Annotated in this window: 24 protein-coding genes; 9 read left to right on the top strand and 15 right to left on the bottom strand. The window is 57.6% G+C overall.

The window, feature by feature from the left end:
- Nucleotides 1-2: 2 nt before the first annotated feature.
- The 11 genes from ACR0FG_RS02700 to ACR0FG_RS02750 all read right to left on the bottom strand — a co-directional run bounded on the left by ACR0FG_RS02700 (nt 3) and on the right by ACR0FG_RS02750 (nt 13254).
- A complete protein-coding gene (locus ACR0FG_RS02700) occupies nt 3-1865 on the bottom strand; it encodes a family 1 glycosylhydrolase (RefSeq protein WP_480889815.1) in 1863 nt (620 codons plus the stop codon).
- A 101-nt stretch (nt 1866-1966) separates the two neighbouring features.
- Entirely contained in the window at nt 1967-3871 is a 1905-nt protein-coding gene (locus ACR0FG_RS02705) for a beta-galactosidase (RefSeq protein WP_480889817.1), read from the bottom strand.
- Nucleotides 3868-4728, bottom strand: a complete 861-nt coding sequence (locus tag ACR0FG_RS02710) for an SMP-30/gluconolactonase/LRE family protein (RefSeq protein WP_480889818.1) — start codon at nt 4726-4728, stop codon at nt 3868-3870. The genes ACR0FG_RS02705 and ACR0FG_RS02710 overlap by 4 nt, the downstream gene beginning before the upstream one ends.
- A complete protein-coding gene (locus ACR0FG_RS02715; protein WP_480889819.1) occupies nt 4725-5330 on the bottom strand; it encodes a 2-dehydro-3-deoxy-6-phosphogalactonate aldolase in 606 nt (201 codons plus the stop codon). The genes ACR0FG_RS02710 and ACR0FG_RS02715 overlap by 4 nt, the downstream gene beginning before the upstream one ends.
- A complete protein-coding gene (locus ACR0FG_RS02720; protein ID WP_480889822.1) occupies nt 5327-6220 on the bottom strand; it encodes a 2-dehydro-3-deoxygalactonokinase in 894 nt (297 codons plus the stop codon). Before ACR0FG_RS02720 ends, ACR0FG_RS02715 begins: the two co-directional genes overlap by 4 nt.
- A gap of 4 nt (nt 6221-6224) precedes the next feature.
- Nucleotides 6225-6992: an SDR family NAD(P)-dependent oxidoreductase gene (locus ACR0FG_RS02725; protein ID WP_480889823.1), complete on the bottom strand. Its 768-nt coding sequence runs from the start codon at nt 6990-6992 to the stop codon at nt 6225-6227.
- Nucleotides 6992-8698 carry an IlvD/Edd family dehydratase gene (locus ACR0FG_RS02730; RefSeq protein ID WP_480889825.1) on the bottom strand — a complete coding sequence of 569 codons (1707 nt, stop codon included), beginning with the start codon at nt 8696-8698 and terminating at the stop codon, nt 6992-6994. The genes ACR0FG_RS02725 and ACR0FG_RS02730 overlap by 1 nt, the downstream gene beginning before the upstream one ends.
- A gap of 58 nt (nt 8699-8756) precedes the next feature.
- Nucleotides 8757-10097, bottom strand: a complete 1341-nt coding sequence (melA, locus tag ACR0FG_RS02735; protein ID WP_480889827.1) for an alpha-galactosidase — start codon at nt 10095-10097, stop codon at nt 8757-8759.
- A 22-nt stretch (nt 10098-10119) separates the two neighbouring features.
- On the bottom strand, nt 10120-10968 hold the full coding sequence (locus ACR0FG_RS02740; RefSeq protein ID WP_170710751.1) for a carbohydrate ABC transporter permease: 849 nt from the start codon (nt 10966-10968) through the stop codon (nt 10120-10122).
- 1 nt (nt 10969) lies between these two features.
- The gene (locus ACR0FG_RS02745) at nt 10970-11896 is read right to left on the bottom strand and encodes a carbohydrate ABC transporter permease (protein WP_480889830.1); all 927 of its coding nucleotides are present in this window, start codon (nt 11894-11896) and stop codon (nt 10970-10972) included.
- 98 nt (nt 11897-11994) lie between these two features.
- Nucleotides 11995-13254 (bottom strand): ABC transporter substrate-binding protein, encoded by a 1260-nt coding sequence (locus tag ACR0FG_RS02750; RefSeq protein ID WP_480889832.1) that lies wholly within the window; start codon nt 13252-13254, stop codon nt 11995-11997.
- Nucleotides 13255-13395: 141 nt separating this feature from the next.
- Between ACR0FG_RS02750 and ACR0FG_RS02755 the strand changes: the two genes are divergently transcribed.
- The 6 genes from ACR0FG_RS02755 (at nt 13396) to ACR0FG_RS02780 (ending at nt 19012) form a co-directional block, all read left to right on the top strand.
- Nucleotides 13396-14202 (top strand): IclR family transcriptional regulator, encoded by an 807-nt coding sequence (locus ACR0FG_RS02755; RefSeq protein ID WP_480889835.1) that lies wholly within the window; start codon nt 13396-13398, stop codon nt 14200-14202.
- Nucleotides 14199-15257: a sn-glycerol-3-phosphate ABC transporter ATP-binding protein UgpC gene (locus tag ACR0FG_RS02760; protein WP_170710747.1), complete on the top strand. Its 1059-nt coding sequence runs from the start codon at nt 14199-14201 to the stop codon at nt 15255-15257. The genes ACR0FG_RS02755 and ACR0FG_RS02760 overlap by 4 nt, the downstream gene beginning before the upstream one ends.
- 163 nt (nt 15258-15420) lie before the next feature.
- The gene (locus ACR0FG_RS02765) at nt 15421-16380 is read left to right on the top strand and encodes a dihydrodipicolinate synthase family protein (RefSeq protein ID WP_480889838.1); all 960 of its coding nucleotides are present in this window, start codon (nt 15421-15423) and stop codon (nt 16378-16380) included.
- Complete coding sequence (locus ACR0FG_RS02770; protein ID WP_480889840.1) at nt 16371-17303, top strand: 4-hydroxyproline epimerase; 933 nt, start codon at nt 16371-16373, stop codon at nt 17301-17303. The genes ACR0FG_RS02765 and ACR0FG_RS02770 overlap by 10 nt, the downstream gene beginning before the upstream one ends.
- 10 nt (nt 17304-17313) lie before the next feature.
- On the top strand, nt 17314-18336 hold the full coding sequence (locus tag ACR0FG_RS02775) for a trans-3-hydroxy-L-proline dehydratase (RefSeq protein ID WP_480889842.1): 1023 nt from the start codon (nt 17314-17316) through the stop codon (nt 18334-18336).
- 1 nt (nt 18337) lies between these two features.
- On the top strand, nt 18338-19012 hold the full coding sequence (locus ACR0FG_RS02780; RefSeq protein ID WP_480889844.1) for a GntR family transcriptional regulator: 675 nt from the start codon (nt 18338-18340) through the stop codon (nt 19010-19012).
- On the opposite strand, the gene ACR0FG_RS02785 is transcribed toward ACR0FG_RS02780, so the two are convergent.
- Nucleotides 19009-19590 (bottom strand): YceI family protein, encoded by a 582-nt coding sequence (locus tag ACR0FG_RS02785; protein ID WP_480889846.1) that lies wholly within the window; start codon nt 19588-19590, stop codon nt 19009-19011. The genes ACR0FG_RS02780 and ACR0FG_RS02785 overlap by 4 nt on opposite strands.
- Before the next feature lie 98 nt (nt 19591-19688).
- Between ACR0FG_RS02785 and ACR0FG_RS02790 the strand changes: the two genes are divergently transcribed.
- Genes ACR0FG_RS02790 through ACR0FG_RS02800 form a run of 3 tightly spaced genes read left to right on the top strand, consistent with a single transcriptional unit; the run spans nt 19689 to nt 22092 of the window.
- Nucleotides 19689-20213, top strand: coding sequence for an RNA polymerase sigma factor (locus ACR0FG_RS02790; RefSeq protein ID WP_480889849.1), 525 nt, complete (start codon nt 19689-19691; stop codon nt 20211-20213).
- A complete protein-coding gene (locus ACR0FG_RS02795) occupies nt 20210-20953 on the top strand; it encodes an anti-sigma factor family protein (RefSeq protein WP_480889852.1) in 744 nt (247 codons plus the stop codon). The genes ACR0FG_RS02790 and ACR0FG_RS02795 overlap by 4 nt, the downstream gene beginning before the upstream one ends.
- Nucleotides 20954-21012: 59 nt before the next feature.
- On the top strand, nt 21013-22092 hold the full coding sequence (locus ACR0FG_RS02800; protein WP_480889854.1) for a helix-turn-helix domain-containing protein: 1080 nt from the start codon (nt 21013-21015) through the stop codon (nt 22090-22092).
- A gap of 34 nt (nt 22093-22126) precedes the next feature.
- On the opposite strand, the gene ACR0FG_RS02805 is transcribed toward ACR0FG_RS02800, so the two are convergent.
- From ACR0FG_RS02805 to galU, 3 genes are all read right to left on the bottom strand, one after another.
- Nucleotides 22127-23203 carry a DUF2793 domain-containing protein gene (locus ACR0FG_RS02805; RefSeq protein ID WP_480889857.1) on the bottom strand — a complete coding sequence of 359 codons (1077 nt, stop codon included), beginning with the start codon at nt 23201-23203 and terminating at the stop codon, nt 22127-22129.
- Nucleotides 23204-23377: 174 nt separating this feature from the next.
- Nucleotides 23378-24814 (bottom strand): mannose-1-phosphate guanylyltransferase/mannose-6-phosphate isomerase, encoded by a 1437-nt coding sequence (locus tag ACR0FG_RS02810; protein ID WP_480889860.1) that lies wholly within the window; start codon nt 24812-24814, stop codon nt 23378-23380.
- Nucleotides 24815-24886: 72 nt separating this feature from the next.
- Entirely contained in the window at nt 24887-25780 is an 894-nt protein-coding gene (galU, locus tag ACR0FG_RS02815) for a UTP--glucose-1-phosphate uridylyltransferase GalU (protein WP_170710736.1), read from the bottom strand.
- Nucleotides 25781-25962: the final 182 nt, after the last annotated feature.

Here is a 25962-nt window from a genome sequence, read left to right on the forward strand (position 1 = left end):
ACTCAATGCGCCAGCGCATTTTTGCAGAAGTTGTTGGCGCCAATGATGCCAAATTCATCCAGTTCCGAAATATAAAGGTTCATACCGCGCCGCAAATCATCGAACCGCCCCCCCGCATTGAAAGCGTCGCAAAAATCCTGACCGAAAAGCCAGCGGTTTTTCTCAGCCACTCCGCCGACCAAAAACACACCACCGGTGGGGATAAGGGCGACGGCAAGATCGCCCATGATCGCTCCCAGATGCTCGGTAAACATCCGGGCCGCCTTGACGGCGATGGCATCGTTTCCGTCGCGTGCGCCCTGCAGGATATCTTTGGCAGACCGGATGGGCATCTCTGCCTGTCCGCTGGCCAGACCAACAGCTTGATACAGGATCGGCAGGCCGGTCCCGCTGAGGAACATTTCTGCTTCTATCGCAAGGCTGTCTGCAAAGAAGCAATCGGGTGCGATGTGGCGCGCGGCGTCGAAAATTTCGACCTCGTCCCGGTGGCGCGGGGACAGGCCCATGTGGCCACCCTCGCCGGACAGCGTGTGATAATGCCCTTCCGAGTATAACAGCGCGCCGACCCCTAGCCCAGTGCCGGGGCCCACCACCAGCCGAGTGCCCGCAGGGGGTGTTTCGGCCCCTTGCAGGACGGTAACATCGACGGCGGTCACGTTCGCCACCGACCATGCGGCGGCGGTGAAGTCGTTGATCACAAATGTCCGCTGCGCTCCGGTTGCGTTGGCCAGCTCGGCCTCGGACAAGGCAAGGTCTGCATTGGTCAGGTGGATTACCCCATCGCGAACCGGTCCTGCGCCCGCCGCTACAACCGCCCGTGGGTCAGTGCCCACCGTATCGCGCACGCTGTGAAGGGCGGAGCGCAAATCCGCCAGATTGCCGGTGGGGTATTTGTAGAGATCTGTCAGCTCTCCGTTGGTGACGACCCCCAGTCTTGTGTTGGTACCGCCAATATCGGCGACCAAAGTCCAGTGATCGTGCATTGCACCTGCCGAGGGAACCCAAGGGGCAGGTTGAGCTGTTGACAGAGCCGGGCGTAATGCTTCCAGCACCTTCGCATTCGGGGTTTGAACAAACAGGCCCGCGGTCCTTGGTAGGGGGCGTACGGCCTCGACATGATCTGCCATCTCGGAGTCGTTTTGGGCAGTAACGGTAATGTATAGCGGCAGGTCCGTCGAAAGGGGTTCGACGGTCTCTGCGGCGACGGGGTTGTGCGTTATCAGACCATACCAGTCGATTGCGGTTGTTATGATCGGAAAGTCATCCTCATACCCTTCAGGAAGATGATCACCATATGCGGTAACAAAACTATCCGGATATGAGCCGCTAAAAACGGCCTGATGTAAGGCTTGGGTATTTGGATTGCTCAGGTCAAACTCGACACCGATGTTGCGCATCCCAAGCGTGCGCAGCGCCTGAACGGCGCGACCGCTAGACAAAAGGCGATGATGCATCTCGCGCGCGAGGGTGCGTTTGTCTGAATCGGGCGATCGCCCCGAATCCCCGATCGCAAGGCTGAACAACCGGTCGCCAAATCCCAAGGCGATGATTTCGGCAAAATTGGCGAAGCGATCGGCGATATCTCGATTGCGCCAGCCCCCACGGTCCGCCAGATCAAGGGGTAGGGGATTTGCGTCCAGAACCACGCATGGGCGAAGTCCATTTTCCAGCAGACGATCAGTCAGACGGTCGAAATGCTCCAAAGCATTTGGATCGGGATGCCCGCGCCATTGCGGCAGAATTTCGGCCCAACGGACTGGAAACCGGACACCGTCAAACCCATTTGCCTGTAATTCCAGACCGGGCGTGGCCGTTGACAGGCCAAAAAGAAACGACTCCGGGAAATCGGAACGAGTGTATTTCATACGCGCAACCTGTTGTGGACAAGATCTGCCACATTGCCCCTAGCAGCTTATGTTAGCGGTATCAAACTAATTGACGCTCGCGCTATTCTGCTGAGGTGACGCTAGTCTTGCGCAAGGATGGCAACATCGCAACCATCTACGACCTGACCGCCCCATTCGACGGGATGCGCATTGTAGTTGATCATGAAAACACGATCTGATGTTTCGCGTCTGCGTAAACCATCGGGCATGGGATAAAGGTCCACACCGCTCTCTTTCGCGCCCAAGTTGATGATCCGATCCCACAGATCATCATCGGGGAAGCCCGACAGATACCAAAGACCATCTCCACCTTTCAATGCGGGGGTGCCGTCCGAATAGCTAAGCAAATCTGGGCCATCGCCGGACAGGCGTTCGACCCAGTGCCGTGCGGCACCACCACCTTGAACTGGGCGTGTGGCAGAAGGTGGCAAGGTCTCAACCAATTCAACATCGCAATCCAGTTGTTGGATGCCCGGGCGGCCCCGAGCCGGGATATTGAAGTCTCGATCGATGGCTCCGGTGCGTGGCCCCAACACTGCGAGGTTACTGCCATCACAGATCTGCTCGATGAGAATGTCGTCCATCGTCGCCAATCCCGGCGCCAGGATCAACTTGTAAGCCGGGGTCGCGATGTCGGCAGTTGATATGAAATCCACTGATAAACCTGCCCGGCGCAATGCCCTGTAGGCCGAAAAGGCAAGGCGGAAATAGTCGAACCCTGCGCCCTGTGGCTGCGTCGCCCATGCCCAGTCAGAGGCATAGTCAAAAACAATCGCAACCTGTGCTTGCGTCTGTACCACATCGCCCAAAGCAGCCAAGTCGTTAGCAGTTTGGCGTGCCTCGGCCAGAGCGGGTGCTGCGCGGTTGTGTGGCGTTAGAAGGCCTGCATGCATCTGTTCTTGCGCCATTGGGGCCTGTCGCCAGCGAAAATAACTGACAACCTCGGCCCCATGAGCCACAGCTTCAAGCGACCAAAGTCGGACCATGCCGGGCAGGGGCGCCGGATTGTAGGGCGCCCAGTTCACCGGTCCGGGCTGTTGCTCCATCACCCACCAGCGGCCACGTCCAACCGCGCGATAAAGGTCATGATGAAAGGCCTGCATGTCAGGATCGCCCTGCTGCAAAAAGGCTGTTTTGTGGGTCTCATCAGCCTCAAGCCGGTCGGATAGAAATCCGATGGGATAGCTGTCCCATGTCGCGATATCCAGATCGGCACCGACGTGGAAATGATCGAAAGCCAGTTCGCGGCCCATGTAGTTGTGCAATAACGGGGCATCAGTGAGGTCTCGCAATATGTCGACCTGAGCCTTGTTGAATGCAACCACCTGATCCGAGCCAAAGCGGCGAAAGGCCAGAACATGCGCCGGGTTCGGTTCTGTCACGGTCTGATTTGGCAATTCGATCTGGTCAAAGTGGTTGTATTCCATTGACCAGAACACATTGCCCCACGCCGTATTCAAAGCCTCAATCGTGCCATATCTGCTTGCCAGCCAGCCCCGAAAGGCATTCAGCGAAGAGGTGCTGTAACTGATCGTCGTGTCATGGCAGCCGTATTCGTTGTCGATCTGCCACGCGGCAACATACGGATTGCGACCATAACGTTCCCCCATGATCCGCGCGATGCGTTCGCATTCATGGATATAGCCCTGGTGGCTAAAGCAATAGTGACGGCGAGAGCCGAATTTGCGCGGTTGACCTTGTGCATCCATCGCAAGCATGTCCGGGTATTTGTCCAGCATCCAGCGCGGAGGTGTCGCCGTCGGCGTGCCCATGACAACTTTCAGGCCCGCTTTGCCCAGTGTTTCGACCGCGCGGTCCAGCCAATCGAACCGCAAATCCCCCGGAGTGGGCTCCATCCGGCTCCATCCGAATTCACCGATACGGACCCACGTCAGGCCCGTTTCGACCATGCGGGCAGCATCGTCAGCCCACATCGCCTCGGGCCAATGTTCGGGGTAGTAGCAAACGCCAAGTTCGGGCTTCATAAGATAACTCTGTGTTCCGCCTGACCCTGACCCGAGTTTGGTACGGAAAAGGTCATTCCATTGGCGGGTTGTGCTTCAATCGCCTCTGCACTCAGTCCCTCTCGTGCAGTCGTGCAGAATAGTGTTGTCAGATCATTGCCGCCAAAGGCAGGGCATGACGTGTGCATTGCATCGATGGGCACTGCGTGCAGGAACTGTCCCGCAGCGTCGTAGACCGCGACCCGAGCCGATCCCCATTGGGCGATCCAGATGTTTCCATCTGCGTCCACAACCGCTCCGTCCGGATTCAGACCATCCCGCTGCAAATCTAGAAAGACACTGCTTTCTCCAACTGGCCATCCTGTTTCCGGGTTCAGATCCCACCGCATGACCTTTTTCGAGACAGTGTCACAGAAATATGCGCATGGCTTTACCGGTGGGAAACAAATCGCATTCGAGATCGTGATGTCCGTCACAAGCTGCCGCAATTCCCCGCGCCAAAAGCGATATATCGCGCCTGCACCGGGTTCGGCCTGTTTTCCCATCGTACCGATCCAGAATCCTCCCCAGGGATCAGCGCGCCCATCGTTGGATCGGGTTATAGGGTTATCATCCTCAAGCGGGACGATCAGTTCTTTTTCACCGCTGTTCAGTCCAAACCGCCACAGGCCGGTTTCCGACGCGATCAGCAACGTGTTCCGGTCCACCCACCCCGCGGCAGAGACGTGTTCATCGAATTGCCAGCTTTTGGGTGCTCCGTTTTCGCGCGTCATCAGCTGTTTGCCAATAATATCGAACCAGAACAATTGCTGCCGTTCAGGGTGCCACAATGGCCCTTCGCCCAATTCACATGGACGATCGTCGAAGACCTGGCTCATGCCGCGACCTCGTCATAGGCCGCCACGATCTGCTGAGCGCGATCGGATATTTCGGAAACGCTCATCCCCGGCTTGAACAACGCGGACCCTATGCCGAACCCATCCGCACCTGCTTTTGTCCATTGGCCAAAGTTTTCGGGACCTGCGCCGCCAACGGCGTAGATCTGCGTTCCCCTGGGCAACACGGGTCGCAAAGCGGCAAGGCCCGAAGGACCAGCCATGACGCCCGGGAATAGCTTCAAGCCAGAGGCCCCGGCTTTCAACGCGCCAAAAGCCTCGGTCGGGGTATACACCCCGGGCCAGCTTTGAAGGTTCAATTCAACGGAACGGCCAATCACATCGGCATCGAAATTGGGTGACACAATCAGTTTGCCGCCAACACCCGCCACTTGTTCAACTTCTTGAACAGTCAGAACCGTTCCCGCACCGATGAGGGAGCGATCCCCATATACGCTAACCAGTGTCGCGATACTGTCCAGCGGATCAGGTGAATTCAGCGGAACCTCGATCTTGTCTATACCCGCTTCGATCAGAGCGCGACCAACGGCTTCAGCCTCTGACGGGTTCAGACCGCGCAGAATAGCAATAATGGGGCGGCTCATGCTGTTTGCCTTGTCATTTCGCGGGCCAATGCCAAGCCGGCCAGTGTGGTCTGAGTGACATTTGCAGTTTCAACAAAAGCGCCTTGCTGGTTTAGTGCCTTTGCATAGATTTCTGTCAGCGTGTCGGCCCCTATGATGGCCAGTTGCTGACCCAGCCAGTAGGGGCGGGTGGCGGCAAGTTCGGCACCGATCAGCAGGCCAGATAATCGTGCGCGTGCAACGCCCGGATCCTGACCATTCAGCAAATCCGAAGCCCGAAGGCCAAACAGACGTGCAGCCAGTTGTTCGGGTTTGGAAAGCGCATCATTTGCGGCTTCGGCAAAGGCGGCGTCATCCCAACCTTCACCAACAGAATGCTGAAGCAATGACTTAGCTTTGAGCAGATCGAACAATTCACCGGTCATGAACGTACGAAAACTGACCACTTCACCGGCAATGACCTGCACCCATTTCGTATGCGTACCCGGCAGGCACAACACGCCATCCCAATTCGGATGTGATGCAAGAAAGCCCGCAATCTGTGTTTCCTCGCCTCGCATCACGTCGGGTGGGTCGAGCTGTTTCAGCCCGGGCACCACAAAGGCCCGAATGCGCGGGGTTGTATCGGGTACGCGGATAGGAACCCCTGGCACCGGGGCGGTTGGCACAGCGGAATACGGCGCTTCGACCCAACCCTGTCGCGCTCCGACCATTCCGCAGGCGATGACATCGACCGGAATCTCGTCCAGCCAGTCTTCGACGATATCCAGTAGTGCGGCCTCAAAACCTGAATTGGCAATACGCGCCAAACCATTTTCCGAATGCGCCTGATCCTGCACTCGGTTCCCTTGCATGGCCCAGGCGCGCAGATGGGACGTTCCCCAATCAACGGCGATCCATTCTGTAGTCATTATGTTACCCCGTTGTCACCACACCGCCATCTACCACCATGCACTGACCGGTCATCGCGCGGCTTGCATCTGATGCCAGAAACAATGTCGGCGCGATCATGTCTTCGGGGGCCAGATGCTCCTTCAGGCATTGGCGATCCATATGGGCCGCAAGATCCTCGGGCGTGGCCCATTGGTCCAGTTGTTTCTGGGTCAGAACCCAACCGGGGGCCAACGCATTGACGCGAATTTTCTTTGGCCCAAGCTCGCGTGCCAAAGACCGGGTCATGCCGGTAATCCCTGCATTCGACGTCGTGTAAATCGGATAGCCGGAATTGCCCATCATGTAGCTGATTGAACTGAAATTGATGATTGAACCGCCATCGTCCTGCATTTGTCGCGCAGCTTCCTGACAGGCAAAGAAATAGGCCTTGAGGTTCACTTCGATCATCCAGTCCCAAAATTCGGTTGTGGTTTCCGAAAGACCGTGTCGCTTGTCATTCGCGGCGTTGTTGACCAGCACTTTGATCGGGCCGTAAGCCTCTGCCGCTTTAGCCATTGTGGTATGTAAAAGTTCAGTATCGGTTATGTCTCCTTGCAGAAACAGCGGTGCGCGACCGTGTTTGTCCCGCATCTCTTCGACAAAGGCGCTGGCATCAGAGCGTCCGATAAATGCAACGTTGGCGCCCTGTGACAGAAATCCGTCAGTTAGCGATGCCCCAACGCCTGATCCACCGCCTGTGATGAACACCGATGCATCGTTGAGGTCGTGGAAAGTGGCTGGCTGGTCCATTAGTGGCTTTCTCTGGTCACAAGGCGTGTGTCTTTGCCGACGAGGAAATCGAGATCCGCGCCCTGATCGGCCTGCAAGACGTGGTCAATATAGAGTTTCGCGTAACCGCGGGTATAATGCGGATCGTCCGGTTGCCACGCAGCGCGGCGCGTGTTGAGTTCGGCGTCGTCCACCAGCAGTTCCAGTTCGCCTTTACTGGCTGAAACTCGGATGCGATCCCCGGTTTTTACAAGTGCAAGCGTGCCGCCTGCTTGCGCCTCGGGGCTGACATGCAGGATGACGGTGCCGAAGGCAGTGCCTGACATACGCGCGTCGGATATACGGATCATGTCACGCACACCTTGCTTTACCAGTTTGGCCGGGATTGGCATATTTCCAACCTCAGGCATCCCCGGATAGCCTTTGGGGCCACAGCCTTTGAGCACCAGAATGGTGTCCGCCGTCACCGGCAGATCATCGCGGTCGATATTGGCCTTCAGGTCTTCAATGCTTTCAAACACAAAAGCTTCCGCCTCGGTTTCAAGCAACTCATCCGTCGCCGCCGAGGGTTTCACGATGGCCCCATTGGGCGCCAGGTTGCCGCGCAACACGCGCAAACCTGCAGCGGGTTTAACCGGATCGTTGAAGGGACGGATGACGTCGGCGTTGTAGCATTCGGCCCCTTCGTAGTGGGCCGAAATATCTTTGTTCAGCACAGTCTTTGCGGGACGCAGGAAGGGTTTGAGCTCGTTCAGAACGACCGGAACACCGCCTGCGTAACAGAAATCTTCCATCAGGTATTTGCCCGAAGGCATGCAATTCACCAACAGAGGAATTTCTGAACCGATCTCGAAATCCTTCAGCGTCAGATCCACCCCGACGCGGCCCGCCAAAGCAAGCAGGTGGACGACCGCATTGGTCGATCCACCAACGGCGGCATTGGCGAGTATGGCGTTTTCGAACGCTTCCTTGGTCAGGATATCCGAGGGTTTGAGATCTTCGTCCACCATCTCGACAATCCGCTTGCCGGTCAGATGCGCCAGCGCCATGCGACGGGCGTCGACGGCGGGAAGGGCGGCGTTGGTGGGCAGGGACATGCCCATCGCTTCGACCAGCGAGGCCATGGTGGACGCGGTGCCCATCGTCATGCAGACCCCTGCGCTGCGCGACATGCCGGATTCGGCGTTCATGAAATCCTGCAGCGTCATTTCGCCCGCGCGAACCTCTTCCGAGAACTTCCACACATCGGTGCCCGATCCGATATCCTTGCCCTTGAATTTACCATTCAACATCGGCCCGGAACTGACCACGATCGACGGCAGATCGACCGACGCGGCGCCCATCAGCTGCCCCGGCGTGGTCTTGTCACAGCCGCCCAACAAAACGACGCCGTCAATGCCGTAGGCGCGGATCGATTCCTCGACATCCATCGCCAAAAGGTTCCGGAACAGCATGGCCGTTGGTTTCATTTGGGTTTCGCCCAGAGACATGACGGGGAACTCGACCGGGAAACCTCCGGCCTCCCACACGCCGCGTTTGACGCCCTCGGCCAGATCGCGCAGACCGGAGTTGCAGGGCGTCAGTTCCGACCACGTGTTGCAGATACCAATGATCGGACGCCCGTCAAACGCGTGATCGGGAAAGCCCTGGTTCTTCATCCACGAGCGGTGAATGAACCCGTCCTTGTCAAGTTTTCCGTACCAATGCTGAGAGCGGCGTTTTTTCATTTCGGGCGGTGCTTTTCGTGGCTGGGGTTGGATTTGAGTATTTGTGAAAAGATGAAGATCAGGCTGCGCGCGCCGGGCGACACCAGTCTGGCAGCCAGTCGGCGTGTGCCGTGAGCAAGTCGCTCACCAGGCTGCGGATCTGACGCAGGTCCAGTTCGGCGGCAGTGTGCGGGTCCATCATCGCGGCGTGGTAGATGTATTCGGGGTTTTGGTCGGTCAGCGCCCGCACGGTCAATTCCTGCACGTTGATCTGAGTGCGCATCAGGGCCACCAATTGTGGCGGAATGTCAGTGACGACGGACGGCTGTACGCCGTTGCTGTCGATCAGACAGGGGGTTTCGACCGCAGCGCCCAAAGGCAGTTGCGGGATCTGGCCGGTATTGGGCAGGTTGCCATAAGCCGCGTAAGGCGTATCGGTGACGATCGCATTCATCAGGTCGGCGGCAAATTCGTGGCTGCGGGCCACGTCAATGTCGCGACCATCGGTCAGGGTTTTGGCCTGTTCCTTCCAATTCGCCACCTGTTCGACACACCGGGTGGGGTATTCGTCCAGTGGGATCGAGAACTGTTCGATCAGGTCGTCCCGCCCGTCCTTGATAAACCACGGCACGTATTCGGCCAGATGCTCGGAGCTTTCGGTGCAGAAATAGCCCAGGTGATCCATCACCTCGTACCGCACCCTGTTTGGGCAGCGGGGCATCAGCAAGGGCGGTTTGGGGAATTTGCCCTGCGCATAACCTTGACGAAGCGCGGGATAGAGATCGCGGCCCTGATGTTCAAGCCGCAGGAAGAAGGCGACGTGGTTGACGCCTGCGACCTTATAGCGGAACTCGTCTTTGGGCAGGTCCAGATCGTGGGCCAGTTCTTCGACGGTGTTCTGGACCGAGTGGCACAGGCCGACATGTTTGAGGTTCGGGAACCGCTCGGCCAAGGCCCATGTGTTGATCGCCATCGGGTTTACGTATTGCAACAACGTGGCGTTGGGGCACAGTTGCATCATGTCCTGCGCCACATCCCACAGCACCGGAACCGTGCGCAGGCCGCGCATGATGCCACCGATGCCAAGTGTGTCGGCGATGGTCTGGCGCAGGCCGTACTGCTTGGGGATTTCAAAATCCGTAACGGTGCAGGGCTGATACCCGCCGACCTGAAACGCGGTGATGACAAAATCGGCACCATCCAAAGCGGCGCGGCGGTCGGTGTGGGTGGATACCGAGGCCCCTGTGCCGACCGATCGGATCATCGCGCGGGCCACGGTCTCGCTTTCGGCCAGGCGCTGCGGGTCGATATCCATCAGCGCAAAGTGGCTGTCAGCCAGTGCCGGGGTCAGCAGGGCGTCGCCCACGATATTCTGCATGAATATCGTGGAGCCTGCTCCGATAAAGGTGATCTTGGTCATTTGGCAAACCTTTGGTTTGACGTTATTTTACGGCACCGAGGGTCAGACCCGCGATGAAATGTTTCTGCATCAGGAAGAACATGGCGACCGGCGGCAGGGCCGCGACGATGGAACCGGCACTCATCAATTGATAGGCGGCGCGAAACTGGGCGTTAAAGCTGGTAATCCCTGCGGTAACCGGCTGGCTTTCGGCGCCTTGCGTCAAGACGACAGCCCAAAAGTAATCGTTCCAGATGAAGGTGAAGATCAGCACGCTGAGCGCGGCAATCGCAGGTTTCATCAGGGGCAGAACAACGTACCAGAAAATGCGCCATTCGCTGATGCCCTCGACCCGCGCGGCCTCGATCAGCTCAAAGGGTAAGGCACGGATGAAGTTGCGCATGAAGAGGGTACAGAACCCTGTCTGGAACGCGATGTGGAACAGCACCAGCCCGGTTTTGGTGTTGTAGAGCCCCAATTCCAACGTCAAGTCACGCACGGGCACCATCAGGATCTGGAACGGGACGAAGTTGCCAGCAACGAACATGAAAAAGATCCAGAGGTTCGACTTGAACTTGTAGATGCCAAGCGCAAAGCCGGTCATGCAGCTGAGTGCGACGGCTCCGATCACCGTAGGGATTGTGATCAGGAACGAGTTCAGCAGGTATCGCGGCATGTCCGAATTGAAGAACACCTGCCCGTAGTTGAAGGCCCCTTCAAAGCTGGAGGGCAGTCCCCAGTAGTTGGCGTTGGTGAAATCCGCCGCCGGTTTGACCGAGAACAGGGCCACAGCCAAAAGCGGTCCCAGCCAAAGCAGCAGGGCAATGGGCAGCATGGCCTGATAGGTGATTTGCGCCGCACGGGGTTGTTTTTCGATGGGTTTGGGAAACATCTCAGTGCCCCTTTTCTTCGCGATACATAGACCACAGGAAGTAGGCGATGAAGCAGAGCATGATCAGGAACAGGATCACGGCGATGGCCGCGCCATATCCCATGCGGAAACCATATTCGGACAGCGCGACCTCGAACATGTAATAGGCCAGCACGCGGGACGATCCGAACGGCCCCCCCTGGGTCATGATCGAGATCAGGTCAAAGGACCGCAGCGCACCGATGATGGTCACGACGAAGGCGATGAACGTGGCGGGGCGCAGTTGGGGCAGGATGATGTGCCACAGCATCCGCGCGCCCTTTGCACCGTCCAGACGTCCGGCTTCGATCTGTTCGGGGTCCACGGCGTTCAGGCCGGTCAGGTAGAGGATCATGCAATAGGCGGTTTGCGGCCACAGACCGGCGAAGATGATGCCGTAGGTGACGAAACGTTCGTCGCCCAGCACGTTTAGTGGGCCAAGGCCGAAAAAACCCAGAAATTCGTTCAGCAGGCCAAAGGTTGGGTCATAAAACCATGTGAACACAAGGCCCACAACGACCTGAGAAATGACGAAGGGAAAGAAAAACAAAGACTTATAAAGGCGGATGCCCCAGACGGTCTGGTTCAGGAACAGGGCAATGAACAGCCCTGCCGGGATCGCAGCGAGATACAGGATCAACCAGATCAGGTTGTTCTTGAGCGAGATATAAAACGCGTCGCGGTCAACCCATTCCCAATAGAGGTCCTCGTAGTTGCGGAATCCTACGTATTCTGCAGCCCCAAGGCCGTCCCATTCGTAAAGTGACAAGTTGAAAGATTGAAACACCGGTATGATCACGTAGACCAAAAAGAACAGCAGGCCGGGGGCCAGAAACAGCCACGGGGCAATGCGCTGCTGATTGCGGTGGAACCAGCTTTCCTGTTCGGGGACGTCTACAGCTGCGGTCATGAGGCATCTCGGGTTTTGTGAGGTGAAGGCGGGCTGAAGCCCGCCCTACGATTGCAAGTGACGTGGGTCGGGCATCACGCCCGGCCCAAGAAGCTGGATCAGTTGTCGTAGATACGCTGACGCGCGCGTTCCAGCTTGGCCAGAATCTTGTCTGCGTTGTCAGGCTTGACCATGAATTCCTGGAAGCCTTCCATCGAGACCTTAGCCATCTCAGCCGGTGCGTCGCGATCCCAGAACTGGGCAACACCACCGGGGCTGTTCGACGACAGCATTTCAAAGCCCTGATTCAGGAACTTGTCGTCATCGACCGCCGATTGAGCATTTACAGGAAGCTGGCCGAGGTTCTTGCCGTTGTTGATTTCGGTTTGAACATCAGGCGAAACAACAAAGCGTAGGAATTCACGTGCTGCTTCTTTGTTCGATGCGTTGGCCGGGATGTGGAACGTATCGGTCGGCGCGTCTTCGGCCAGTTCGACATCGGGGTTAATCGCAACGAACTGGTAGAAGTCCAGTTGATCGTCGCTCAGGCCTGCTTCGCGCAGAGGGGCGACGGCAAAGTTGCCCATCAGATAGGCCGTAGCTTCACCGTTCACCATAAAGGGCAGCGCTTCCTGCCAGCTATAGGTCTGGTGGTTGTCGATGAACGCACCCATGTCGATCAACTGCTTCCAGTTGGCGAAGGTCTGCTTGACGCGGTCGTCTTCCCAGCTCACTTCACCATTGGCCAGTTGCTGGTGGAAGTCGAAGCCGTTGGTGCGCATGTTCAGGTAGTCGAACCAGCCACCGGCGGTCCACAGGAACTTGGTGCCAATGGTATAGCAGGCGCGACCCGAATCGACGATCTTCTGGCAGTTGGCCAGTTCTTCTTCCCATGTGGTGGGCTCGGACAGGCCCAGCTCGTCAAAGATGTCTTTGCGATAGTATACGCCCCACTGGTAGTAGGTATAAGGTACACCCCATTGCTTGCCGTCAATGGTCATGGCACCTTTGGTCGACGCCAGGTTGTCACCGATTTCGGCTTCGGCCCACAGGTCAGAGACGTCTTCGAACAGACCGGCCTCGACATAAGGTTTCATACGGTTAGCGGCATACCATGTGGCTACATCCGGTGTGTCCGCCGTCAGAAAGTTGCGAATCTGGGTCTTGTACGCCTCACGGTCGATCACGGTGGTCTCGATTTCGAGGCCAGGGTGCTGCGCTGCGAACTGCTCGATCATTGCTTCCATTGTCGCGCGCGGCGCGGGGTTGGATGTATCCAGGAAAATCCGCAGCTCGCCTGTGAGTTCGGCGGCCACAGGCGCAGCAAGTGCGACACTGGCTGCCAGAGCGGCAGCAGTACGCTTGAACATGGAATGCATGGTTTCCTCCCTATAGCTTCCATTTGTGGTTCCAAATATTGAAACCTTGTTTTATATATTGAAAACTACACATCGAATCAGTTAGTCTTGTCAAGACCCTCGTGCATAAGCGCGACGGTCACAGGAGGAGGACAAGCACCCGTGGCAGGTGACGGAACAATCGGCAAAGCATGCGATGTGCTGGAGCAGGTGGCCGCATTCGGACGCCCGGTCCGTTTTGCGGAACTGCTGGAGAAAAGCAGTTTTCCAAAAGCGTCTCTGTATCGGTTTCTGCAGACCCTGACCAACCAGAATATGTTGCACTACGATCCCGACCGTCAGACCTATTCTCCGGGGCTGCGCCTTGTGCGCCTGGCGCATTCGGCTTGGACGCAAAGCTCGCTGGCTCCGATTGCGCGTCCGTTTCTGGACGCGCTAAGCCGGGAAACAGGTGAGACCGTACATCTGGCGCAGCTTGACTCCAGTCAGGTACTTTATGTCGACAAACGCAATGCAGCACAGCCGATCGAAATGTATTCGCAGGCCGGAAAGGTTGGTCCGGCCTATTGTACCGGCGTCGGCAAGGCGATGATGGCGTTTCTGGATGACGACGCGCTGAGTAAAGCCGTGTCGCAGCAAAGCTATCACCGTTTTACCGATAACACGCTTACGACCGAGGCGGCGCTGCGCGCCGATCTTGATATGATACGTCAGCGTGGGTACGCGATTGACGATGAAGAACATGAACCCGGTATCATCTGCGTTGCCTGCCCTGTGTTGACCACAGGGGGGCGGATGCTGGGGGCGATTTCCATCACGGGAACAACCGCGCGGATGACTTTCAGCCAGTTGGAAACCTGGATTCCGCGAATTCGTCGGGTAGCCGATCAAATCGGAGCCGAGGCGCAGGCTTGGCGGTTCCCGGAAACCCGCGCAGACGTAATCAATAACAGGATGCAAGCGACATGACAGGTGTGACACTGAATCGGGCAATCAAACGGTACGGCCAAACTCAGGTCATCCATGGCGTTGATCTGCAGATCGAGGATGGTGAGTTCTGCGTCTTTGTCGGCCCGTCCGGCTGCGGCAAGTCCACGCTGTTGCGGATGATAGCAGGGCTTGAGGAGACATCGGAAGGTGAGATTCATATCGGCGCGCGCGACGTGACGCATATGGACCCTGCCAAACGCGGAGTAGCGATGGTGTTTCAGACCTATGCGCTCTATCCGCATATGACCGTGGCCGAAAACATGGGCTTTGGGCTTCGAATGAATGGCGTGGCGAAGTCCGAGATCGATCAGAAGGTTCAGGAAGCGTCGAACATTCTGAAACTGGATCAATATCTCAAGCGCAAGCCCAAGGCGCTTTCGGGTGGTCAGCGTCAGCGCGTTGCAATTGGTCGCGCCATCGTGCGCGGGCCTGAAGTATTTCTGTTCGATGAACCCTTGTCGAACCTTGATGCAGAATTGCGGGTTGAAATGCGGGTCGAAATCGCGCGTCTGCACAATGAAATCGGCGCAACCATGATCTATGTGACGCACGATCAGGTCGAGGCCATGACCATGGCGGACAAGATTGTCGTGCTGCGGGATGGGCGCATCGAACAGGTTGGTGCTCCGATGGATTTGTATCGCGATCCCGACAACAGGTTCGTCGCTGGGTTCATTGGCTCTCCGGCCATGAACTTTTTGGATTGCGACGTCGTAGACGGCAAGGTGCAGCATCCGGCACTGACCGATGATATTCCGGTGACGCAAAGCGTTCCGGCCAATGCAACAAGGGTTACACTTGGCATTCGGCCCGAGCATATTCAGATCGACCGTTCTGGCGACACTTGCAGCGTTGATCTGACCGAGGCGCTTGGTGGTGTGTCCTATTCCTATTTGCTGACGTCAAAGGGCGACAAGCTGATTGTCGAGGAACGGGATGACCAACGAAGCACAATGGGCGATAGGATCGGTATTTCGGTCCGTCCGGAACGTGCGATGCTGTTTGACCCGGAAACCGGGCTGAGGCTGCGCTGAGATACGATTTCACAAAATGAAATCGGGCCGGAAACTTTTCGAAGTTTCCGGTGCCTGCGGTTGAGAGGTTGCGATAAGACGGATTGCGGGACTTTCATATTGGATTTTGGATCCAATATCCTATAGACGAGGATTCGTGTATATACGCAACGGAGTTCCCGCGATGTCAGTCAATATCTTCACCGGCACGATGCCCGCTTTGATGACCCCGTGTACACCTGAACGCGAACCGGATTTTGATGCGCTGGTCCGTAAGGGGCGCGACATGATCGCGGTGGGGATGTCAGCGGTCGTTTATTGCGGCTCGATGGGGGACTGGCCGCTGCTGACCGACGCGCAGAGGATGGAAGGGGTCGAGCGGTTGATTGATGCCGGTCTGCCGGTTGTGGTCGGCACCGGTGCAATCAACACGAAATCTGCCGTTGCACATGCTGCGCACGCACAAAAGATGGGGGCCGCCGGGTTGATGGTGATCCCGCGCGTATTGTCTCGCGGCAGCTCTCCGACTGCGCAGAGAAACCACTTTAGGGCCATTCTCGAAGCTGCGCCCGACGTCCCCGCGATTATCTACAACAGCCCGTATTATGGGTTCGCCACGCGTGCTGATCTGTTCTTTGCGCTGCGCGCCGAACACCCCAATCTGATTGGGTTCAAAGAGTTCGGAGGCCGTGATGACCTGCGTTATGCTGCCGAGTATATCACTAGCCAAGATGATCAGGTTACGCTGATGGTTGGTGTGGATACCGAGGTCTATCATGGCATCGTCAACTGCGGTGCGACCGGTTCGATCACCGGGATCGGAACCGCCTTGCCGCGTGAAGCATTGCTACTGTCCGCCTTGTCCCACAAGGCCGCCGAGGGCCATGCCGAAGCCCGGATGCGCGCGCAAGAGCTGACTGAGGCATTCCACGTTCTGTCCAGTTTCGATGAAGGGCCCGATCTGGTGCTGTATTACAAGCACCTGCTTGTCCTGAACGGCGAGCCCGAATACCGGCTGCATTTTAACGAAACCGACGCGCTGACCGACGCGCAGCGCAATTATTGCGAGCAGCAATATGCCCTGTTCCGCAACTGGTTCGCCGATTGGTCGAAACAGGGCGGGGTAATCGCCGAATGCATGTGATTGACAGCCACACTGGGGGCGAACCGACAAGGGTCATATTGGACGGGGCGCCCGATCTGGGTTCCGGGCCGCTGGCTGAACGAGCCCGCCGGTTGGCGAGCGAGCATGAAGCCTTTTATCGCTCGGTCATGCTTGAACCTCGTGGGCAGCCCGCGATGGTTGGCGCTTTGCTGGTCGAGCCATTAGAGTCTTCCTGCGTAACTGGTGTGATTTTTTTTGACGTCGATGCGGTTCTGGGAATGTGCGGTCATGGCACAATCGGCCTTGCGGTGACATTGGCGCATATGGGCCGGATCGACGTTGGAACGCATCGGATCGAGACCCCAGCAGGGATTGTTACGGTCGAACTGCATGATGCAAACACCGTCAGCGTGACCAATATCGAAAGCCGCCGCGTTCACAAGGCCGTCTCGCTTGACGTGCCGCTGTATGGGGCTGTCACCGGGGATGTGGCTTATGGCGGCAATTGGTTTTTCATCGTCGATCCGAGTCCGATACCTGTCGAGACCGACAACATCCCTCAGCTGGTTCAATTGGCCATTGCCATTCGGGAAGCATCAATCGCGCAAGCGGTCGGCGGCGAAAATGCCGAGCCGATAGACCATGTGATCCTGCAAGGTGCGGCGCCGCGCAAAGATCTGCACGGTCGCAGCTTTGTTTTGTGCCCCGACGACAACTACGACCGCTCACCCTGCGGGACGGGATGTTCTGCGATGCTGGCATGTTTGGCGGCTGACGGGAGACTCTCCGCTGAAAAAGAGATCGTTCAGCAAAGCGTGATTGGCAGCAGCTATCGGCTATCCTACCGACCGGGGGCGAACGGTGGTGTCATCCCGCAGATCACGGGCCAGGCTTTTGTCATGGCCGAGGCGCAACTGTTCTTTGACCCAGTTGACCCATTCCGGTCTGGGATTGAGTTCTAAGGAAGGCCCAATGCGCAGCAGCAAGATCATTCACGTCGTTTCCGCCCATGCCGAAGGCGAAGTGGGCGATGTGATCGTTGGCGGTGTCGCGCCACCGCCCGGGGACTCGGTCTGGGATCAGCGCAGATTTGTAGCCCATGACCAAACCCTTAGAAATTTTGTCTTGAACGAACCGCGCGGCGGCGTGTTTCGCCACGTAAACTTGCTGGTGCCGCCAAAACACCCCGAGGCCGATGCGGCCTTTATCATCATGGAGCCTGAAGACACCCCTCCGATGTCGGGTTCAAATGCGATCTGCGTGGCGACCGTTTTGCTGGACAGCGGCATCCTTGAGATACACGAGCCAGAAACCCATCTGACGCTGGAAGCGCCGGGTGGTTTGGTACGGGTAAGGGTCGAATGCCGCGATGGTAAAGCCCAACGTGTCTTTGTCCGGAATGTTCCCAGCTTTGCCGATAAACTGAATGCCCGGATCGAGGTCGAAGGGATCGGAACTTTGCGCGTGGACACGGCTTTTGGCGGCGACAGCTTTGTGATTGTGAATGCCGAGGATCTGGGCTTTGCGATTACGCCCGACGAAGGCGGTGATCTGGCACGGGTGGGGGCAAGAATAACAGATGCTGCCAATGAGCAGCTGGGGTTCAGCCATCCGTTCAAGGACTGGAGTCATATCTCATTTTGCCAGTTCGCCGGGCCGCTTGAGCGGCAGGGCGACATCCTGACAGGTCGCAATACGGTGGCTATCAAACCGGGTAAGCTGGATCGTTCGCCGTGCGGAACCGGGGCCTCGGCCCGGATGGCGGTCATGCTGGCGATGGGTCAGATGCAGGCAACGGATCACTATCACGCACGTTCGGTTATCGACAGCGAGTTCCGGTGCCGCATTGTCGATCAGCATGATCTGCAAGGGCGGGTCGCGATCACTCCTGAGATTTCCGGGCGTGGCTGGATCACCGGTACGCATCAGCACATGCTGGACCCGGACGATCCGTGGCCTGGCGGTTATCGCCTTGGCGATACCTGGGGCGCGTGACATGGCCAGACGCGTGATAACACGGCAGAGCCTGCCCGAGGTGATCGCAAATGATCTACGGGAACGCATCCTCAGCGGCGAACTGGGCGACGGCGAAACCATCCGGCAGGAGGCATTGGCAGAAGAATACGATGTTTCGCGAATGCCGGTGCGGGAGGCGTTGAAGCAACTGGATGCCGAAGGGTTGGTTCATTTGGCCAACAACCGCGGCGCAACAGTCACGGAACATTCACCGGATGAAATTGCCGAAATATTTGACCTGCGAATTCTGCTTGAGGTCGACCTGTTTCGCCGCGCCATTCCTGCCACGACGACCACGCAACTGGCCCTGTGCGAAGATATCCTGCGGCAAATGGAGGCGTCGTATGACGCAAATGACGTGGCCCAGTGGGGTGCGTTGAACCAACGGTTTCACGCCGCACTTTACGCACCCGCTGGGCGATCGCTGACCAATGCACTGCTTTTTCGCGTGTCCTTGCAATCTGACCGCTATATTCGCCTGCATCTGAGCGTTATGGAACAGCGCGACCCGGCCAAAAAGGACCACCGGGAGCTACTTGACCTGGCGCAGGCCGGTCAGACAGACGCGGCCTGCGCATTGCTGGCGCGACACATCTCACGCGCCAGGGATCAGCTGTTGCGGCTTATGGTCGACCGCAAAACGGACAAAGACTAACCGCTCTTGCTGAACATCAGACGCGCGGTCACGGGAACGGTCCGCGTAATCCCCGGCAACTGAGCCAGTTCCATCAGCTTGTCTACGCCATCCGAAACGCCCGCATCCTCGGTGCTGATGAACACCATATCCTTGGTCGAAACCATGACCGTGTCTTCGCTCAGGCGCAGAACGAACATGTCGGTATAGAACTCTACGTCGGTGCCAACCAGAGTTAGCTTGGCGTCAACCTCCATCGTCGAGCTTTCGCCCACGCCCAGTTTCGATACCGTATCCATATCAATGTCGGCACTCAGGGTTGCAGTCGCTGCTTTGCGAAAAACATGCTCGATCATCCGCTCGTTCCGAATGTCAATATTGGTCTCGACCGAGGACAGATCGATGTCGATTTCGACCTTGCCATCTTCGCTGACATGTCCGGACAAGTTGGTAAAGGAATTGACCTCTCCGACATCGTCGATCTTGATGGTGCCATAGGCCAGATGCGAGGCGTCCGGGTTCAATGTCCAGTCTGCGGCCAGGGCCGGGGCTGTAAGACTTGCCAACGCAATCGTGAATGTTTTCAACAGAAGTTTCATTTCTTTCCTCCAGAGTATATGTCAATTCAGAACGGGCGTACCCGACCCCATGAAAAGACAAACACACGCAGGTCTCGATTTATTCGATGAGTGGCGAAATGAATTCCGAACAAGCCGTCCGCGGCGCGATCCAGACCCACTCGAAACGCGTTTGGAGGTTCGGGCTGGCCCTTTCGGGTGCATCAGATATTGCAGATGATCTTTTGCAGGCAACTTGTCTGCGCGCGTTGGAACGCCACCATCAGGTCACGTCCGATGCGCGTCTGGATAGTTGGCTCATGACAATTTGTCGGTCCATATGGCTGAACGAACTGCGCGCAAGGTCGGTGCGTAAGGCTCAGGCGCTCTCGGTAACGCCCGAAGCCGAATTAATTGCTACCGGACCCGATTCTGAAACGAATATTTTCGCCACTGAGGTGTTTACCCAAGTGATGCAACTGCCAGAAGCGCAGCGGGAAACGGTCATGCTTGTGTTTGTCGAGGGATACAGCTACCGCGAAGCCGCTGCGATGCTGGATGTTCCCATCGGTACGATCATGAGCCGGTTGTCCAATGCCCGGCAGAAACTTAAAACCGTTATGCAGCACGATGCAGCAGACACCGTGCGACGGAGTGGCAAATGAAGTTTCCCGACGAAACGCTTCTGGCTTATCTGGAAGGTAGTCTGGATGAGGCCGAGGCGCGGGCCGTTGAAGATGCGGTTGCGGACGATCCCGCGCTTGAGGCGCGCCTGATGGCGCTGGACCCTTTTGCACCTGTTGTTAAACAGGTGTTCGAGGCCGTGCCGTCCGACGTTCCGCATGTGGAACTGCCTGCCCCGCAGCCTGTGCGGGCCGAAGCAGGTGCCGGGCTTATGCGATTGCTGGCAGTTGCGGCATCCGTTGCGGTGATCGCCGTTTCGGCAACATTTTGGGCCACGCGCCCGGAAGAGCTTGGTTGGGCGCAGCAGGCGGCGATTTATCAGTCGCTCTATACGCCTGATACTATTTCAAACCTGAACAGTTCCCCACAGGCGTTGGACGCACAATTTGCGCGCGCCGAAGCCGAGCTTGGACGCTCGCTGAATCGGGACGCGCTGGAAGGTTTGGAAGGGCTGGATCTGAAGCGCGCGCAGATCCTGTCCTTCAAGGGCAAACCTCTGATCCAGATCGTCTTTGCAGATGCAGATGGCCAACCCTTTGCGTTCTGTGTAATTCGACAGGGCGAAGGGGCACCCAACAAGGACGTCAAACAAGCGGTTCTGAGCGGTCTTTCAACAGCAACCTGGGCACAGGACGGCTATGGATACATGCTGTTGGGCAGCGATGATCAATCCGATTTGGGGGATGAACTGCACACCTTGAGGGGTATCTTCGCCAGCTGATTCCGGGAACAATCGAAAATCGCTTGTGAACCGCTTCAAATGCCCGAAGAATACCGGGCATGAAACCAAAGCCAGTCCAGCCTGATGCAGATGGCGACGATGCCGAGTTGGGTCCGCGCAGCATCTATGACGCTGATGCTCCGGACGACGATGATTTGTGGTTTCTTCCCCCGGAGGATGGCGGGGAGCCAGATACGTTTTCGATGCCCGGCCCAAAGGCTGATCGAAGTTCGCTTTTCGATCCTCGTGATTGGCGCGCGGCGCAGGCTGGATTATCCAAGGAACTTGCAGAGCTGGCTGTCACATTTGGGGCGTTGGATGAACGGTTGCGCGCCGGACCAGATGGCTGGGGTCATAGGCTGGCGCTGATGGAGGTTTCGGATCTTGGCTGGTGGACCGGGGACCGGATCAGCGTTGACAGGCTGGCCTTGTGGACAGGGCTTCGGATCGGGGCTACCGGCGATGATGTGCAAGCGCTGTATCGCGCGGGCTGGGCTGTGCGCCGCCTGACCAAAGGCGCCGGCCCGTCAGATAGCGGCTGGGAAACCGGTTTGACCGCATTTCTGGATCGTCAGGCACACGGTATGGAGGACGTTCCCGAAGCAGTTGCTGACCTGGCTGATGTGATGCGTGAAGTGTCCGATCTGCATCCGGTGACACATGCAGCTGTTGGATTTCACGCGTGGCGCGCGATCTCACAGGGTATCGGACAGGATACCGAGGCCGCCATCATCGCCGCACGCCATGCTGCAGCAATGGGGCGCGGTGGCGCCCTGTTTGTGCCGCTGGCCTTGTCGGGGCCGGGTGCCTTGCGTGGCATGGGTGAGCCCGATGAGAAATTGGCGGCTTGGGTCAAAGGGGCTGGTCAGGCCACGCTGGCTGCGTTGCTGCATCTGGACCGTATCGCCGCATGGGAACTGCGCGCCCGAGAAAGAATTCAGGATCTGAGCGGCAGGATCCCTCCACTATTGGTCGATGTGTTGGCAGCCTGGCCCATGGTCTCGGCCCCACTGGCAGAGGAGTTGACCAAGGCCTCTCGTGCGGCCGCGCAAAGAAACCTCGATATTTTCGCTCGGCGTGGTTTGATCCGCGAAGTTACGGGGCAGGGCCGTTACCGCGTCTGGACAGCGGATTTGTGAGCTGCCCGGCCTTTACTCCGGGCAACCAATGAGATCAGAACCAACGCCCGATGGCAATGACGCTTGGCGCCAGCGCCGTCGCATCCGAGGCTGTTGACAACACTTTAAGCGTTACCTGAGCATCCGTTGACACGTCGCAGCCCAGGAATCGCGTTGTCGCTCCGCCGTTGCCGCTGGTGACGGGCGAGGTGCCAGAGGCGAAGGCCAATGGGAATGTCCAGGTGGCATCGGGGCTGGCAAACAAAGCGCCCTCTACAGTGGTGCATCCTACGGGGGAAAGATTTGCAGTGCAGATCTGTGTTCCGTCCGCGAAACGCACATAGTCGCCATTGGCGTTGCTGCCGCGTTCGATCACTGCACCCGAAGGTGTGCCCCCATTTTCGCTAACCACCCCAAGCAGATTGCCCGGCCCGTATCCATAGTCGGCGCGCATCAGACGGCCTTGGGTGGTGTCATTGGCGTTGGTCTGAACCGCAGCGCCGCTGGCGATGCCGCTGGCAGCATCGAATTTCATGGCTTCGGTCCAGGTATTGCCATCGGCAGAGACCTTGATCGAAAACTCTGTGCTGCCGGACAGACCCATTTCGGCGTGGCCTGCCCAGTTCGACTGGAACAGCAATGAAGCGGTGTCGCCCGCGCCAGCCTTGTTGATTTTTAACTGATGACCACCGCCGTCATGCGTCAGCAAGGTTGCTGGGCTACGGACCGACAATCGGTTTGTGTTGTCATAGCCCGATCTGACACCAATCCCCGGCAAGTTCTGGGTCTCGACTGGCGGGTCGATCCAGTCCGATCCATCCCATGCTTTGAGACGCCCGGATGAAAGGTCCCATGCCCGCCAACCATGCTCTGGGGTCACAAAGTGCCATGCAGTGTCCATCCAGACAGCCAGCGCGCCTCCATGCCCGCTCCAATCGGCAGTGGGTGCGGAGCCGAGTGCGTGGACTTCTCCCTGAGCCGGGACGGCCGGGGGAGTCGTTGCGTTCACGCTAGTCAGGCCGAGTTGCACGGACAGGTCCAGTAGTCTCAGCGCTTCGTTATGGGTCACATGTTTCTGCGCTTGCGAGGGTTGCAACAATGGCAGGTTCAGTCTGGGTGTATTTTGCGGCACAGGGCATCCTCCGGTGGCTGTCAGGCTTATGACGATTGCGCGCCACCCTGACCCCAAGGATGTGAATCTGACCCGACCGGGCAGGTCGCCCGGTAAGAGCTTTGTTAACCATTAACTTGACTGCGGAAACGAAACACCTCACGGGGCGCTGTGCGGCCAGAGATGTGCTTGCGCTTAGTCGCGGGCGTAGACGTCCTCGTACCGGATGATGTCATCCTCACCCAGATAGGTGCCGGTTTGCACTTCGATCAGCACCATAGGCACCTTGCCCGGATTCTTCATCCGGTGTGTTGCGCCCAGCGGGATATAGACCGACTGGTTTTCCGAAACCAGTTGCACATTGTCGCCGATGGTTACTTCGGCAGTGCCTTCCACAACGATCCAATGTTCGGAGCGGTGGTGGTGGGATTGCAGGCTGAGCGCCGCGCCGGGATGTACATGGATGCGTTTGACCTGAAACCGATCGCCGATCACCAGACTTTCGAACCATCCCCATGGGCGATGATCCACCGGCAACGATTCCGCCTGTTTCGCGCCTTTGGCTTTCAGGGCTTCGACCGCTTTCTTGACATCCTGCGCCCGGTCCATGCCGGCCACCAGAACCGCATCGGGCATGGCGATGGCCACAATGTTTTCGACCCCCAATGCGACAACCTCTTGCGCATCGGATTCCGACCGGACCAACACGTTACGGCAATCAATTGCGGTCACGTTGCCTGTCGTAGCAACGCCATTTTCATCCGGTTCGCCCAGCTCGTGAACAGCAGACCAGCTGCCTACGTCTGACCAACCCGCGCTATAGGGTACCACGCTGAGATTTTTGGCCTTTTCCATAACTGCATAGTCGATGGAAATATCCTGAACCGTCGTCCAAGCATCGGGGTCCAGACGCAAAAAACCCAGATCTGTTCGCGCGCCGTCAACGGCTTGACGAACCGGCGCAATCAGTTCAGGGGCGTGTTGTTCAAAGGCGTTCAGAATATCTTTGACCGCAAACAGGAATATCCCGGAATTCCACAGATAAGTACCTTCTGAAACCATCGCTTTGGCGTCGTCGTGGTTCGGTTTTTCAACGAATCTGTCAAGCGGCACCGCCGCCCCGGACGGGTCTGGGGCATGGCCAAGTTTCAAGTATCCGTACCCTGTTTCCGGCTTGTCCGGGGTGATGCCAAATGTCACCAGATCCTGCCGCTCGGCGATGACCCGCAGACCTTCAGCCACGGCAGCATGAAATGCCCTCGCATCCGGCACAACATGATCAGACGCTGCGACCAGCATTACGGCATCCGGGTTTTCCGCTGCCAGATACATCGCCGCCGCCAGCACTGCAGGCGCGGTATTACGGCCCTCGGGCTCGATCAGGATCGGGCCGGGGTCTTGTCCTATGGCTGCCAATTGTTCCGGCACGATGAACCGGAAGGCTTCGTTGGTCAGAATCAATGGTTTAGCATAGGGCGCAGCATCCGGTCCGCGCAAACGGGCTGCACATTGCTGCAACAGACTTGTCTCTCCGACAAGCGGTACGAACTGCTTGGGATAGCTTTTGCGGGACAAGGGCCAGAGGCGCGTGCCCGATCCGCCGCACAGGATTACCGGGTAAACGTTGCTCATCGCGCTCATTCCCCCTGACCGATGGCTTCGGGAACCATCGCAAACATCAATTTATAGATGAAGCACATCCCGCTATTGGGCCGCTTTGTCCGAAACAACGATATCGTGCAGGTACTGGCTCAGGTCATCGCGCAGATCATTGCGGGCAAGCGCAAATGCAACTGTTGCCTGCAGGAAACCCGCCTTTGACCCGCAATCAAACCTTTGGCCTGCGAATTTGTAGCCAAACACCGGAACGCCGTTGCCGATATCTTCGGCGATTGCATCGGTCAGCTGAATCTCGCCGCCACTGCCCTTTTTCTTCTGGTTAAGGTTATACAGTACGGATGGGCCCAGAACGTACCGGCCGATCACGGCAAGGTTTGATGGTGCCTCATCGGGTTTGGGCTTTTCCACCATTCCTTTTGCACGGACCACCGTGCCTACATTATCGCCGACATCCAGAATACCGTACGAACTTGTTTTTTCGTGCGGAACTTCCATTGCGGCGACCATGTTTCCGCCGGTTTCCTCGTAAGCTTCAACCATTTGCTGCAGACAGGGTGTGTCGGCTGCGATCACGTCATCGGGCAACATGACGGCAAAGGGTTCATCCCCGATCAGGCGACGTGCGCACCATACGGCATGTCCCAGCCCCAGCGCCTTGTGCTGACGAATATAGGCAATCGCGCCGCTTTCCATGTTGGTCGCGTTCAGCGTTTCCAACAGCTGATCTTTCCCCTTGGCCTTAAGTTCCTGTTCCAAAATCAGGTTGTGGTCGAAATAGTCTTCCAGCGCGGATTTCCCGCGCGAGGTCACGAAGATGAATTCGGTAATCCCGGCCGCGCGGGCTTCGTCGATTGCATATTGTACCAAAGGCCTGTCGACGAGAGTCATGATTTCCTTGGGGACCGATTTAGTCGCGGGCAGAAATCTTGTGCCCATCCCCGCTACAGGGAATATCGCTTTGGTGACCTTACGTGCCATGTGACCTCTCAAATTCAAAAACCTAACCGGCGTTTTGCGCGGTGGCCTGGGCCCACTCTTATGTCGCGCGTCCGGATCAATCAATCTTGCCTGCAGGGGCAGGTGACAACCGGGTCAAATCTGCCATCGCGCATGGGCAGAGTCAAAGATCGAAAAGACCCCCCGACGCCCAATGACGGGCA

The sequence above is a fragment of the Ruegeria sp. E1 genome (genome assembly GCF_056534225.1).